Source organism: Citrobacter sp. Cpo071, from assembly GCF_030332765.1.
GTDB classification, from domain to species: Bacteria; Pseudomonadota; Gammaproteobacteria; order Enterobacterales; family Enterobacteriaceae; genus Citrobacter; species Citrobacter portucalensis.
Map to the genome: position 1 here is coordinate 1 of NZ_JAOWHE010000079.1, position 13687 is coordinate 13687.

The 13687-nt window shown below is 56.7% G+C and carries 11 protein-coding genes; 6 read left to right on the plus strand and 5 right to left on the minus strand.

The window, feature by feature from the left end; all coding sequences use genetic code 11:
• Positions 1 to 151: 151 nt before the first annotated feature.
• Together OGY09_RS10535 and OGY09_RS10540 are read left to right on the plus strand one after the other, a co-directional pair.
• Entirely contained in the window at positions 152 to 472 is a 321-nt protein-coding gene (locus tag OGY09_RS10535; protein WP_251867071.1) for a DUF5375 domain-containing protein, read from the plus strand.
• A gap of 14 nt (positions 473 to 486) precedes the next feature.
• Entirely contained in the window at positions 487 to 2820 is a 2334-nt protein-coding gene (locus OGY09_RS10540; RefSeq protein WP_286590381.1) for a primase-helicase zinc-binding domain-containing protein, read from the plus strand.
• 545 nt (positions 2821 to 3365) lie between these two features.
• Here OGY09_RS10540 and OGY09_RS10545 read toward each other — a convergent pair.
• The 5 genes from OGY09_RS10545 to OGY09_RS10565 all read right to left on the minus strand — a co-directional run bounded on the left by OGY09_RS10545 (position 3366) and on the right by OGY09_RS10565 (position 8269).
• Positions 3366 to 4238: a phosphorothioated DNA-binding restriction endonuclease gene (locus OGY09_RS10545; protein ID WP_080685909.1), complete on the minus strand. Its 873-nt coding sequence runs from the start codon at positions 4236 to 4238 to the stop codon at positions 3366 to 3368.
• 495 nt (positions 4239 to 4733) lie between these two features.
• Positions 4734 to 5990, minus strand: a complete 1257-nt coding sequence (locus tag OGY09_RS10550) for an NAD(P)/FAD-dependent oxidoreductase (RefSeq protein WP_032942273.1) — start codon at positions 5988 to 5990, stop codon at positions 4734 to 4736.
• Positions 5977 to 6231, minus strand: coding sequence for a 2Fe-2S iron-sulfur cluster-binding protein (locus OGY09_RS10555; protein WP_032942274.1), 255 nt, complete (start codon positions 6229 to 6231; stop codon positions 5977 to 5979). The genes OGY09_RS10550 and OGY09_RS10555 overlap by 14 nt, the downstream gene beginning before the upstream one ends.
• A complete protein-coding gene (locus OGY09_RS10560) occupies positions 6228 to 7331 on the minus strand; it encodes an NAD(P)/FAD-dependent oxidoreductase (protein WP_032942275.1) in 1104 nt (367 codons plus the stop codon). Before OGY09_RS10560 ends, OGY09_RS10555 begins: the two co-directional genes overlap by 4 nt.
• Entirely contained in the window at positions 7328 to 8269 is a 942-nt protein-coding gene (locus OGY09_RS10565; protein ID WP_032942276.1) for a 4-hydroxyproline epimerase, read from the minus strand. The genes OGY09_RS10560 and OGY09_RS10565 overlap by 4 nt, the downstream gene beginning before the upstream one ends.
• A gap of 308 nt (positions 8270 to 8577) precedes the next feature.
• Between OGY09_RS10565 and OGY09_RS10570 the strand changes: the two genes are divergently transcribed.
• From OGY09_RS10570 to OGY09_RS10585, 4 genes are all read left to right on the plus strand, one after another.
• Positions 8578 to 9393: an AraC family transcriptional regulator gene (locus OGY09_RS10570; RefSeq protein ID WP_008786078.1), complete on the plus strand. Its 816-nt coding sequence runs from the start codon at positions 8578 to 8580 to the stop codon at positions 9391 to 9393.
• 138 nt (positions 9394 to 9531) lie between these two features.
• Complete coding sequence (locus OGY09_RS10575) at positions 9532 to 10452, plus strand: dihydrodipicolinate synthase family protein (RefSeq protein WP_003830108.1); 921 nt, start codon at positions 9532 to 9534, stop codon at positions 10450 to 10452.
• A 14-nt stretch (positions 10453 to 10466) separates the two neighbouring features.
• Positions 10467 to 12074, plus strand: coding sequence for an aldehyde dehydrogenase (NADP(+)) (locus OGY09_RS10580; protein ID WP_032942278.1), 1608 nt, complete (start codon positions 10467 to 10469; stop codon positions 12072 to 12074).
• A gap of 11 nt (positions 12075 to 12085) precedes the next feature.
• On the plus strand, positions 12086 to 13687 hold the full coding sequence (locus OGY09_RS10585) for an APC family permease (RefSeq protein WP_050592463.1): 1602 nt from the start codon (positions 12086 to 12088) through the stop codon (positions 13685 to 13687).

Below are 13687 nucleotides of genomic sequence, written 5' to 3' on the forward strand. Positions count from 1 at the left end.
GCGACCTGATGCAGGTGCAGGACTGCGCCACCGTTCGTCGTGACCCTGCGCAGCAGTTACAGCTCACCTCCGTGATTTACCTCATGACCGCCCAGCTCGACGGCGTGGTCGAACGCTGCAATCAGCAGTGGCTGACCGGGGAGGGTAACGTATGAAAAAGCCATTACCGCCCGTATTACGCGCCGCGCTGTATCGTCGCGCCGTGGCCTGTGCCTGGCTGACCCTGTGCGAACGCCAGCACCGCTACCCGCACCTCACCCTCGACGCGCTGGAAAGCGCCATTGCCGCCGAGCTGGAAGGCTTCTACCTGCGCCAGCACGGCGAGGAAAAAGGCCGCCAGATTGCCTGTGCACTACTGGAAGATTTAATGGAAACCGGACCACTCAAAGCCGCGCCATCGCTGTCCTTTCTCGGGCTGGCCGTGATGGATGAGCTTTGCGCCCGTCATATCACGTCGCCGGTACTGCACTGAGGGAGAAAACAACGATGAAAATGAACGTAACAGAAACGGTAAAACAGGCGTGCGGCCACTGGCCGCGCATTCTCCTTGCGCTGGGTGTGAAGGTGATTAAAAACCGCCATCAGGCCTGTCCGGTGTGTGGCGGCTCTGACCGTTTCCGCTTTGACGATAAAGAGGGGCGCGGGACGTGGTTCTGCAATCAGTGTGGCGCAGGTGACGGGCTTAAGCTGGTAGAGAAAGTGTTTGGCGTGACCCCGTCAGAAGCTGCCGGGAAGGTGAACGCCGTGACCGGCAATCTGTCACCGGTTGCCCCGGAAGTGATTGCGGCCGCAGAGGCTGAAACCGATGCCGACCGCAAAGCGGCGGCCGGGCTGGCCGCGAAACTGATGGAGAAAACCCGACCAGCCACCGGCAACGCCTACCTCACCCGAAAGGGCTTCCCCGCTCTGGAATGTCTGACGCTCACCGTCATGCATAAAACCGGCGGCGTGGCGTTCCGCACCGGTGATGTGGCTGTCCCGCTGTATGACGATACCGGCGCACTGGTTAACCTTCAGCTTATCAATGCTGACGGTCTCAAACGCACCCTGAAAGGCGGGCAGGTCAAAGGGGCATGTCATATCATCGAAGGGAAAAAACAGGCCGGAAAACGCCTGTGGATTGCAGAGGGTTATGCGACCGCACTCACCGTGCATCACCTGACCGGGGAAACCGTCATGGTGGCGCTGTCCTCCGTGAACCTCCTTTCTCTGGCGAGCCTTGCCCGTCAGAAATATCCGGCCTGTCAGATTGTGCTCGCTGCCGACCGTGACCTTAACGGCGACGGCCAGAGTAAAGCCGCAGCGGCCACAGATGCCTGTGAGGGCATTGTTGCCCTGCCGCCGGTATTCGGTGACTGGAATGATGCGTTTATACAGTACGGCGAGGAGGCCACTCGCAAAGCCATTTATGACGCCATCAGGCCACCGGCGCAAAGTCCGTTCGATACCATGAGCGAGGCAGAATTTACCGCCATGAGCGCCAGCGACAAGGCTTTGCGGGTGCATGAGCATTACGGCGAAGCGCTGGCGGTGGATGCGAACGGCCAGCTCCTGTCCCGCTATGAAAACGGCATCTGGAAAAATATCCCTGCCGCCACTTTTTCACGGAATGTGGCTGATTTATTCCAGCGCCTGCGCGCCCCGTTCTCATCCGGGAAAATCGCCTCGGTGGTGGAGACCCTGAAACTGATTATTCCGCAGCAGGATACACCGGCACGTCGTCTGATTGGCTTTCGCAACGGGGTACTCGATACCCAAAGCGGCGTATTCAGCCCGCACCATAAATCGCACTGGCTGCGCACGCTGTGTGATGTGGATTTTACCCCGCCGGTGGAAGGGGAAACGCTGGAGACTCACGCGCCGAACTTCTGGCGCTGGCTCGACCGTGCGGCCGGTAAAAATCCACAAAAACGCGACGTGATTCTGGCTGCGCTGTTTATGGTGCTGGCGAACCGTTACGACTGGCAGCTCTTTCTCGAAGTCACCGGTCCCGGCGGGAGCGGCAAAAGTATTCTGGCCGAAATCGCGACCCTGCTCGCCGGGGAAGATAACGCCACGTCAGCCGATATCGACACACTGGAAGACCCGCGCAAGCGTGCCTCCCTGATTGGCTTCTCGCTTATCCGTCTGCCAGACCAGGAAAAATGGAGCGGTGACGGCGCAGGACTTAAGGCCATCACCGGCGGCGATGCGGTCTCAGTTGACCCGAAATACCAGAACCCGTACTCAACACATATTCCGGCGGTGATTCTGGCCGTGAACAACAACCCGATGCGCTTCACCGACCGCAGCGGCGGTGTGTCGCGCCGCCGGGTGATTATCCACTTCCCGGAGCAGATTGCGCCGGAGGAACGCGACCCGCAGCTCAGGGATAAAATTGCGCGCGAGCTGGCCGTGATTGTGCGCCAGCTTATGCAGAAATTCAGCGACCCGATGACTGCACGCGCACTGCTCCAGTCGCAGCAGAACTCCGACGAGGCACTCAGCATCAAGCGCGATGCTGACCCGACGTTTGATTTTTGCGGCTATCTGGAAATGCTCCCGCAGACCAACGGGATGTTTATGGGGAATGCCAGCATCATCCCGCGTAATTATCGTAAATATCTCTATCATGCGTATCTGGCCTATATGGAGGCCAACGGATACAGAAACGTGCTCAGCCTGAAAATGTTCGGGCTGGGGCTGCCCATGATGCTGAAAGAGTACGGCCTGAATTATGAGAAGCGGCACACCAAGCAGGGGATACAGACTAACCTGTCGCTGAAAGAGGAAAGCTACGGCGACTGGCTGCCTAAGTGCGACGAACCCACAGCGATATAACCTACCTCAGACCGGCAACAGCCGGTCTTTTCCTTTCTGCTCATTGCCACAGGGTGAACAATCCACTGTTCACCCTTCACCGTATATTCACCCTGTATCACCATGAAATTATTGATAAAAAACCAGAGGTGAACAGTGTGAACAGTAAAACCTGAAAAAACTTTTTATCACCCCTCACATCGCCTGAGCGGACGGTTCCAGAACGAGCACAAATCACAAAGGTGAAGAGTCGACTGTTCACTCTTCACCAACCATTCACCACTTATCGTTATGATATTAAAAAGAAAAATGAAAAGGTGAACAGTGTGAACAGTTATATGGAAAAAAAGAATTTTACTGATGTTCAATATTACCCCGGTTAGGATCCGTATATCGGAACCTAACCGATGGGGAAAATATCAATTTCCTTTTGAATACCAATCAGTTGTGAACTTAAGGGGCTTAAAAAACCATGGGGGCACAAAAGGGGGCACATAAACATGTGTTCTTTTTTATTTTCTTTGTTTTCAGTTTATTACATTGTGTTTTGAGTCCGGCCTTCGCACTCACCCCCTAAACACCTCCTTCCTGTGCCACTCCACAAACCCTTCTTTTGGGTAATTCTCTCGCATCATCGGTAGCGCTATCGATTTACCGTCGAAATCCCAGAATAGTCTGCCCACCATACCGCTGCCATTCACTGCGGGCGACACTTGAACTCGCATACTCTCATCCAGCCCAATCGAACCTTTATCAAAGGCTTTATGATGAATTGCACACAGCGCCAGGCCGTTTGAAATCTCGCACGGGCCGCCGTGCTGTTTCCATTTGATATGGGCGGCTTCCAGGGCAACCGAAGTGCTGTCGTGGCGCATATTGAAGCCACAAATGGCGCATTCATAGTTATAGGCACGCAGAACCTGCTGGCGGAACAATGGGTCCCGCTGTTTGCGGATTTGCAGGATATCAAACCCCAGTTCATCCGCGATCTCTTCCTGGATGCTTTCGGTGAAGTGCGCCTCAAGGATTTGCTGTGCCAGGGTGTTAATGAGGTTGTTGCTCTTTTTCAGCAGGACAAAATGCTGTTCATCAAAGCCTCCGGCAACGTTATGCATCACCAGTTCTCCGGCAGGGGGCTGTTTGCTGCTGCCGGATGTTGAGCAATGCTCGGCGTTTTGGAGCTCCCAGAATCCATCGCCCTGTAAGCGCCAGAAGGGCATATCCGGGCGGTACTGCGCGCGCTGTGGTCCAAATCGCTCCAGCAGGCTATGCAACGGGTCGCGAACTTCTGAACCGTAGTCAAACAGGCGACCGTGACCCTGCTGATACCCCGCCAGCACATGAAGCAGCAGCAGAGGCTTGTGCGGCGCACGCTGCTCGCCTTTACGCCAGATAGTGATGTCGGCAATTGCCTGTTGCAGGGATTTACTGGAAGTCATTGATTTCATTTGCGGGTAAATAATTGCGATGATGCTCGCAAAATATCACTTAATCAAGCGTTGCTGTGTCTATTTCGGCCAACACTAAAAACAATATTCATTATCGAATTCGCAGATTAAATAAAACACTTTTTTCGCCATATTATTTTTAAGTTATTCATGCTCATTCATAGGGGGGGTATAAAAAACCTTGCTTTAGTAAGTGTTATTTTTCTAACTATACGAAAAGAAAAGGTTATTTCCTGGGGTGTTATGCTTGTTTCTGTTTGTTAATAAAAGCAATATCGGTAGTTTGAAGTGTTGGGTTTATCATATTTTAAACATGCATTACATTCCCTTTATATTTTTGAATGTTTGGCAGAAATAGGACGCTCGGTTCCCAATACACAGAGCGAAATAGATACGGGTGAAGATAAAAATTATTCCCTTTGACGAAAAGGTCTACGGATACACCACATCAAAAAAGGCGCCAGTGGGCGCCTTTATACCTGACCATCACCCCTCAGGCTTTGCAAGATGGATAAGCGTGTCGACACGCGCGGGGGAGAGCGGTTCGCGCGGCTGCGGCAGCGGCCAGCCGTACAGCCAGCGGGCGCTGGTGGCGCAGACTTTCCCCTGGCAGGCCCCCATTCCACAGCGTGAGGCGAGCTTTGCCGCCTGCCAGCTTTCGGCGTTTTGCACGTCGCCACAACGAATATCCTCACAACGGCAGAGCAGCGTATCCGCGGTGGTCGCGGTTTTTAGCGACTCCGGCAGCGCAAACGTCGTATGCAACGCCTGGGCAAAACGCTGCCAGCGGGTGCGCGCGGAGATGGCGCTTTGGGCCTTTTGCGGACAATTTGCGGCGGCGTAGCCGGCAATTTCTCCCTCGGCTAACGCCAGCTCGCTGCCGCCAAAGCCGGTGCATTCTCCTGCCGCATAGATATCCTGCACGCTGGTGCGTTGCTCCGCATCGACCCAAATAGCCTGATTTTCTGTTTTGCAGCCAAAGATTGCGCCAGGTTCTGTATTCGGTACCAGCCCATAGCCAATGGCCAGCCTGTCGCAGGCGATCTCCCGGGTTTGCCCCTGGTGGCGCACGGTCACTGACTGCAGACAGGTATCACCCTGCGCTTGGATGACCTGGCTTGCCGAATGATATCGGGCTGGAAAGAGCTCGCCGAACTGGCGCAATTTTTCAGGCCAGCGCCATAGCCCGGTTGCGAAACGGGCCAGTGCGGTCATCGGGGCCTGTTCGATGATGGCGACGATATTCCCGCCAGCGCGTTTCACCGTACTGGCGACCGCCAGCAGAAGAGGACCGCTGCCTGCAATGACCACGCGTTCCCCCTTGAGTTGCAGGCCATGTTTTATCTGCGCCTGCAGGCCTCCGGCCCCCGTCACATTGGGTAGTGTCCAGCCGGGAAAAGGCAGCGAGAGTTCTCTGGCGCCGCAGCATAAAATCAGCCGCTGCCAGCGGATTTCGCCGCAGTCGTCTGCGGTTTCGAAGACTACGGAATGTGGGGTGGGGCGGGCAATTAGCCGGGCACCGCTCAGCAGTGTGATGTTGGGATGTTCAGCTACCGCCTGACGAAGCCGTCTGGCGTGCCGGGGGAGCGAGACCTGCGGCCCGTCGCGCCAGATTTGCCCGCCGGGGCGCGGGTTATCATCAAGGATTATCACTGATTTTCCACAGCGTGCGGCAGCCAGTGCCGCCGACAATCCGGCTGGCCCTGCGCCAAGGATCAGGATCTCACAGTCAACGCTTTGCATGATGGCTCCTTTCAATCACCATTTCGGGCTGGCATTCCGTCTGGCAGGCCAGCACCCGGTGTCCGTTCACCGTGACGCGGCACTCCTGGCACACTCCCATTCCGCAGAAGGGCGCGCGCAGTTGACCACTCACCGAACGACGGGTCACGCCGTTGCCTGCCAGGGCCAGTGCTGCTGCAATACTCATTCCGACGGGAACCTCGCAGGTCTGGCCGTCGATAATTACGTTCAGGGTTGTCATGCGATGGCCTCCTGCTTGTGCAGGCGTGCGGGAAGCCAGGCATCCGGGGACACCGCCGGGCGCTCGCCAAGGATCTGGGCGCAAAGTAACTCGGCGGTTGCTGGCGCGGTTGTGACGCCCAGTCCTTCATGTCCCAGCGCCAGCCAGATACCCGGACGCGCAGGATGTGGGCCAATCAGCGGGTTACCGTCAGCCGATGCCGCGCGAAAACCGCTCCAGCAACGGATGATATTTAGCGTCTCCAGAGAGGGTAAAAAATGGCGCGCGCGCGCCAGCATCTGTGCCAGCAGGGGGAGGTCAACCTCGCGGTCGGTGTTATCAAACTGGCGGGAGGAGCCAATCAGCAACTGTCCGGTGGGGCGTGGCTGAATGTTAAATGCCACTGAGGTGCCGCCTGCATGGGCGCTGGCACCGTATCCCAACTCTACCAGTTGGTGACTGAGCAATGGGCCGTAGCGGTCGGTGATCGCCAACTGGCCTTTTTTGGGTCTGAGCCAGTTTTCACCCAGCAGCGTGTTGGCACCCAGACCGCTGGCGATGACGATGGCGCGTGCGCGCAGTCGTTTGCCGCTGTGTAGGGTGACGTAAGGGGCATCAACAGAGAGGGCGCTATCCCGAAGGTGCGTTAAATCGGCATCGTTAATAAACCAGCGGGCGACGTTTGGGGCGTAAACTATCCCGTCGCCGGGGACCCACAGCCCGCCAGCGAGTCCGGCGGTGAGCAGTGGTTCGCGTGCGGCGAGCCGATCGCGAGTCTGCATTTCGCTGACAACCTGGTATTGTGCCATCCGTTGTTTTTTTTCTTCTGCCAGCGCAAGCTCTTGCGGCGTTTCCGCCAGCCACAGCGTGCCGCATCCGCGCCAGGCACAGCTTTCCGGCATCCGGGGCGTCAGTTTGCGCCAGCTCTCCAGAGACCAGGCGGAGAGTGCGAGCTCCGCAGGATCGTCATCCATGCACACCAGGTGACCCATACCCGCCGCCGTCGCGCCCGCATTGCCGTCATCGACCAGTGTGACTCGCTGTCCGCGAGCGGCCAGCTGCCAGGCGCAGGCGGCCCCGATAATCCCGGCACCGATGACGATGACGTCACTTTCGATCACAGCGAGATCCCCCAGCAGAACGGATCTTCAGGATTGAGGATCAGCTTGTTATCACCACAGACCCATGCCTCTCCGCGGATCGTCGGAACGATCTTGTCGCCATGTGGCACGAAATGCGCCGTAAATTCGCTGCCGATGATGCTCGCCTGCCGCCAGGATTCTCCGGATTTGAGTTTTCCGTCCTCTGCCAGACAGGCCAGTTTGGCGCTGGTGCCGGTGCCGCAGGGCGATCGATCCCAGGCTTTACCGGGGCAGAGTACAAAACTGCGGCTGTCCGCACGATCATCTTCTGCAAACAGTTCGATGTGATCGATAATACCGTCATGTTCGCCACGGATGCCTGCACGATCTAACCCTTCACGGATTGCCCATGCGTACTCCGTCAATTCAGGGATCTTTTCCGGCGAGACCGCGAACGGATGATCGTTGACAAGGAAGAACCAGTTGCCGCCCCAGGCGATATCACCCGTTACCGTACCGTGGATGGTTTCAACCTGTACCTGCTTACGCCAGCGGTAGGCCGGCACGTTTTCGACCGAGACGCTGCCGTCTTCGTGCAGCGTGGCGGTCACATCGCCCACCGGCGTTTCAATCAGATGTTTACCGGGTTGAATGCGCCCAAGCCATGCCAGCGAGGCAATCAGCCCGATGGTGCCGTGACCGCACATGTTCAAAAAGCCGCAGTTGTTAAAGAAGATGACTCCCGCCGTGGCCTGTGGCGAAACTGGCTCACAGAGCAATGCACCGACCAGAACGTCGTTACCGCGTGGCTCAAGAATAATGGCTTTACGCCAGTCGTCGTAGTCGCGGGAAAAACGCTCCCGACGCTCGCTCATGTTCCCCGTTCCCAGATCCGGAAAGCCGTCGATGACCAGGCGAGTGGGTTCACCGCCGGTGTGAGAATCAATCACTCTCAGTTCACTGTACTGTGCTGTCATAGGATCTCCGGAAAGTTAATGTTTTGTTGCTAAATGCTGACGCAAGCTTTGCGTCCCGGCTTGATCGCTTTCGTCACCGTAAATGACGAAATCAGCATAATGGCCGATGTCATCGTTAAGGCGATATCATATTTATTTGTTATTAATCATTTTGTTAGTGGTGTGGTAAACCAAAAAAGGCAACCGCGCCAGTGGCTGGAAAAGGGGAAATTATAAATCTACGGCAGGATCGCAAAACGCAGTAAGGATGCTTGCTGAGTTAACAAAAAGTTAATAAATATTCAGATCACTAATCGGGAGGAAGCGTGATGTCCTGTGTGATTAATGATGTGCGGGCCCCGTCGCCGGTGCCTGAAGTGGCTGAACTTAGCCAGATATGTGAGGGGTTGGCGCGTCAGCGTCCGGACAATATCCAGACGTTGCTCCATGCGATGGCATTGATTGCGCCGCTGCTCAATGCTATTCCGAATGTGGTCTTTTTTATCAAAGATGTGCAGGCCCGCTATTTGATGGTCAATATGACCCTGGCACGACGCTGCGGGTTTAAGACGGTCGTTTCTCTGCTGGGTAAAACCTCTGCCGATGTTTTCCCTTCAGCGCTTGGGCTGGGCTATACCGAGCAGGATATGCGGGTGCTGCGCGAAGGGGTAACGCTGCGCGATCAGCTGGAAATGCATCTCTACAACGGTCGTGAACGCGGCTGGTGTTTGACCCAGAAGCTGGCGCTGCGGGATGCGCAGGGCCAGGTCATCGGTATGGCGGGGATTTCACACGATCTGCAGGAAGCGCAGGCGCGTCACCCGGCGTGGCAGCGGCTGGCGATCGTCGACGATCATATCCGCAACCATTATCACCGTCCCATCGCGATGGAAGAACTAACCGCCCTGAGCGGCATGTCGGTGGCGCAAATTGAGCGCTACTGTAAGCGTATTTTTCATCTCACTCCGCGCCAGATGATCCACAAAGTTCGGCTGGAAAAAGCCACCGAACTGCTGGCGGGCGATACGCCGATTACCGATATTGCGTTGCAGTGCGGTTATACCGATCACAGCGCGTTTAGCCGCCAGTTTAAGGCGATGACGGGCTCTACGCCGCGTGATTTTCGCATTACGCTTGCCGGGTAAGACACACTCACTGTGCTAATTTCGTCATCAAAGAGGAAGAAAACCACCAAGCAGTCGGTCGCCTGAAACGTCAATCTGTCAGTGAATATTCACCATTCATTCACTTTAAATCAACAAATTGACGACAAGGAACCGAACATGAGCAAGAAAGCCATTCACTGGAGCGGTGTATTCCCGGCAGTCAGCACCCAGTTTCGTAGCGATTATTCCCTGGATCTGGATGCCACCCATACGGTGATGAAAAACCTGGTCAAGGATGGTGTTTCTGGCCTGGTGGTGTGCGGCAGCGTGGGGGAGAACACCTCTCTGACCACGCAGGAAAAGCTGCAGATCATCGAAGTAGCGAAAGATGCAGCGGGCGGTCAGATCCCAGTCATTGCGGGGGTGGCCGAATTCACCACCGCGTTTGCACAGAAGATGGCGAAAGAGGCAGAGCGCGTGGGCGTCGACGGTATTATGGTGATGCCTGCGCTGGTGTATTCCTCAAAACCGCATGAAACAGCGGCCCACTTCCGCAGTGTGGCTACGGCTACCGACCTGCCTATCATGGTGTACAACAACCCGCCGATTTACAAAAACGACGTGACGCCGGATATCCTGGCGACGCTTGCCGACTGCGACAACATCGTCTGTTTCAAAGACTCCTCCGGCGATACCCGCCGTTTTATCGACCTGCGTAACTCTGTTGGCGACCGCTTTGTGCTGTTCGCTGGGCTGGATGATGTGGTGGTCGAGAGCATTGCCGTTGGGGCGGAAGGCTGGATCTCCGGAATGTCGAACGCCTTCCCGCGTGAAGGGGAGACGTTGTTCCGCCTGGCGAAACAACAGCGTTATGAGGAAGCGATGGCGCTTTACCGCTGGTTTATGCCGTTGCTGCATCTGGATGCGCGCCCGGATCTGGTGCAGTGCATCAAGCTCTGTGAAGAATTGCTGGGGCGTGGCAGCGCCATTACCCGTCCACCGCGTCTTGCGCTGGAAGGGGATACCCGTGCGCAAGTGGTGGCGATTGTTGAGAAGGCGCTGGCGACCCGTCCACAGCTGCCGGATGTTGGCCTTTAAGTAAAGGAGTGATGATGACGCTACCTCTCTCTGTTTCGGGTCAGCAGTTTATCGCCGGACGCCGCGTGGCAAGCGGTGAGGCGACGCTGCCAAGCCTGCGTGCCGCTGACGGTAAGCTGACCGGATACCATTTTTACCCGGCCTCTCGTGAGGAGGCCGCCGCCGCGGCGGAGGCGGCTGACCAGGCGTTTCCTGTCTATTCACAGACCGCGCCAGACGTGCGTGCCCGCTTTCTCGACACCCTTGCCGACGAGCTGGATTTGCTCGGCGAGGATTTTTTCGCCATAGCCCACCAGGAAACGGCACTGCCGCTGGCGCGGTTACAGGGAGAGCGCACCCGTACCAGTAATCAGCTGCGCATGTTTGCCGGGGTGCTGCGTCGGGGCGATGCCTTTGGCGTACGCATTGATACCGCACTCCCTGACCGCCAGCCCCTGCCACGTCCGGATCTGCGTCAGTATCTGACCGCGCTTGGCCCGGTGGCGGTGTTCGGGGCCAGCAATTTTCCGCTGGCCTTTTCTACGGCAGGAGGCGATACCGCATCCGCGCTGGCGGCGGGTTGTCCGGTGGTGGTGAAAGCCCATCCCGGACATATGGCGACGGCGGAATTGACTGCCCAGGCGATTGTGCGTGCGGTCGCGGCATCTGGCCTGCCTGCGGGCGTTTTTAACATGATTTTCGGCACCGATATTGGCGCGGATCTGGTTCGCCATCCGGCGATTCAGGCGGTGGGTTTTACCGGTTCGCTGCGCGGCGGTAAGGCGCTCTGGCAGCTGGCGCAGCAGCGTCCGCAGCCGATCCCCGTCTTTGCGGAAATGTCGGCCATTAACCCGCTGATTATTCTGCCGCAGGCCGTCGCCACGCGGGCAGAAACGCTGGCCAATGAGCTGGTGTCCTCTTTCACTTTGGGATGTGGGCAGTTTTGTACCAAGCCGGGGCTGATCCTTGTCTTACGCGGCGAGGGTATGTCCAGCTTCACGCAGGCGCTGAAGGTCGCGGTTGACCAGACCCCGGTACAGATCATGCTGAATGCCCCGACGCTCGCCCATTATGAAGAGGGGGTCAGCGCGCTTGAGGCACATCCGCATATTCAGCGTCTGGCAGGGTCTGATGAATCGGTTATCGGCCGCGCGCAGGCCCGGTTGTATCAGGCTCCGGCTTCGCTGCTGCTGGCACAGGATCCACTGCTACAGCAGGAGGTGTTTGGCCCGCTGGCGGTGTTGGTCGAGGTGGCCGATGAGGCGGAGTTGCAGTCCATTTTGCGTGTGATTCCGGGCCAACTGACGGCTACTGTGCACGCTGAATCTGATGATGGGCCGCTGGCGCAGCGCCTGCTGCCAGCCCTCACTGAAAAAGCGGGACGCGTTTTGTTTAACGGTTATCCAACCGGTGTCGAGGTTTGTGATGCCATGGTGCACGGTGGTCCGTGGCCTGCCACCACCGATGCTCGCGGTACCTCGGTAGGGACGCAATCCATCGACCGTTTTTTACGCCCGGTATGCCTGCAAAATGTGCCTGCCGCGCTGCTTCCGCCTGCTGTCCAGGATGACAACCCTCTGAACCTGCTGCGCCTGATTAACGGGCAGTGGACCCGGGAAGCCATTTCCCCCTCTGTTGACTGAAGGGCATGACCATGACGATTCACTCTACGCACCAAACACAGGCCCGCGTTGCTGAGGTGGGTAAATTTAAAAAGCAGCTAACGCTAACCGACCTGACGTTTATTGGGCTTGGGGCTATCTTCGGTTCCGGCTGGCTGTTTGCCGCAAGCCATGTGGCATCGATTGCCGGACCTGCGGGCATTGCCTCGTGGGTCATCGGCGGGATTGCCGTTCTGCTGTTAGGGATTGTCTATTGTGAGCTGGGCGCGGCACTGCCTCGTGCCGGGGGGATTATCCGTTATCCGGTCTTTTCCCACGGTGAGTTGATGGGGTATCTGCTTGGATTTATTACGCTGATTGCGTTTTCAAGCCTCATCTCCATAGAGATAGTTGCTGCACGGCAGTATGCGGCAGCATGGTTCCCGATGCTGACTCAAACTGGTTCAAGCGACCCAACGTTGCTGGGATGGGCAGTGCAGTTTTTGCTGCTGTGTTTGTTCTTCGGGCTGAATTACTACAGCGTTAAAACGTTTGCCCGTTCCAATAACATCATCAGTATTCTGAAATTTTTGGTGCCGTTGGCGGTCGTTGTGACGCTATTTACCTTTTTCAAACCTGAGAACCTGCACGTTCAGGGAATTGCACCCTTTGGTATGTCGGGCGTTGAGGCTGCGATTAGCGCCGGTGGGATCATCTTCGCCTACCTGGGGTTGACGCCAATTATTTCTGTGGCGAGTGAAGTAAAGAATCCACAGCGTACCATCCCGGTGGCGCTGATTTTATCCGTGGTGCTGTCGACGATTATTTATGTGCTGTTGCAGTTGGCATTTCTTGGCAGTATTCCGACCGATATGCTGGGTGGCGGCTGGGCGGAGATCAGCAAGCAATTCTCGCTGCCGTACCGGGATATCGCCATTACGCTCGGTATGGGCTGGCTGGCGTTTATGGTGGTGTGCGACGCGATTGTCTCCCCAAGTGGTACCGGCAATATCTACATGAACGCCACGCCGCGCGTGATTTATGGTTGGGCGAAAGCAGGCACCTTCTTTAAGACGTTTACCCACATCGATAAAGAGTCTGGCATTCCGCGTCCGGCGCTGTGGCTGACCTTTGCATTGTCTATCTTCTGGACATTGCCGTTCCCGTCATGGGAACAGCTGATAAGCGTGGTGTCGGCGGCGCTGGTACTAAGCTACGCCATTGCCCCGGTCACGGCGGCGGGGCTACGTCGTAATGCACCGGATTTGCCGCGCCCATTCCGCGTGCGTGCCTTCGGGATTATCGGTCCGGTGTCGTTTGTGATTTCGGCACTGATTGTATTCTGGTCTGGCTGGGGCACGCTGTCATGGCTGCTGGGACTGCAGATTGTGATGTTTGTCGTCTATGTGCTTTGCAAATCAAAAGTGCCGGTACACACCGTGAGTCTGGCGCAGCAGGTGAAATCGTCTCTGTGGCTTATCGCCTTCTACGCGCTGATTATGCTCTTCTCCTGGCTGGGTAGTTTTGGGGGCACAGGGGTGATTGGTCATCCGTGGGATACGGTGGTGGTAGCGGTGATGTCGCTGGGAATTTACTACTGGGGTGAGCGAACCTGTCTGCCGCGGGCTAACTTTACCGGTGATGAAGAAGAGTAA

Excerpts from the sequence above, each read along its gene's own strand:
- OGY09_RS10535 (WP_251867071.1), top strand. The coding sequence starts at position 152 with ATGAAAAAGCCATTACCGCCCGTATTACGCGCCGCGCTGTATCGTCGC.
- OGY09_RS10540 (WP_286590381.1), top strand. The coding sequence starts at position 487 with ATGAAAATGAACGTAACAGAAACGGTAAAACAGGCGTGCGGCCACTGG.
- OGY09_RS10545 (WP_080685909.1), bottom strand. The coding sequence starts at position 4,238 with ATGACTTCCAGTAAATCCCTGCAACAGGCAATTGCCGACATCACTATC.
- OGY09_RS10550 (WP_032942273.1), bottom strand. The coding sequence starts at position 5,990 with ATGCAAAGCGTTGACTGTGAGATCCTGATCCTTGGCGCAGGGCCAGCC.
- OGY09_RS10555 (WP_032942274.1), bottom strand. The coding sequence starts at position 6,231 with ATGACAACCCTGAACGTAATTATCGACGGCCAGACCTGCGAGGTTCCC.
- OGY09_RS10565 (WP_032942276.1), bottom strand. The coding sequence starts at position 8,269 with ATGACAGCACAGTACAGTGAACTGAGAGTGATTGATTCTCACACCGGC.
- OGY09_RS10570 (WP_008786078.1), top strand. The coding sequence starts at position 8,578 with ATGTCCTGTGTGATTAATGATGTGCGGGCCCCGTCGCCGGTGCCTGAA.
- OGY09_RS10575 (WP_003830108.1), top strand. The coding sequence starts at position 9,532 with ATGAGCAAGAAAGCCATTCACTGGAGCGGTGTATTCCCGGCAGTCAGC.
- OGY09_RS10580 (WP_032942278.1), top strand. The coding sequence starts at position 10,467 with ATGACGCTACCTCTCTCTGTTTCGGGTCAGCAGTTTATCGCCGGACGC.
- OGY09_RS10585 (WP_050592463.1), top strand. The coding sequence starts at position 12,086 with ATGACGATTCACTCTACGCACCAAACACAGGCCCGCGTTGCTGAGGTG.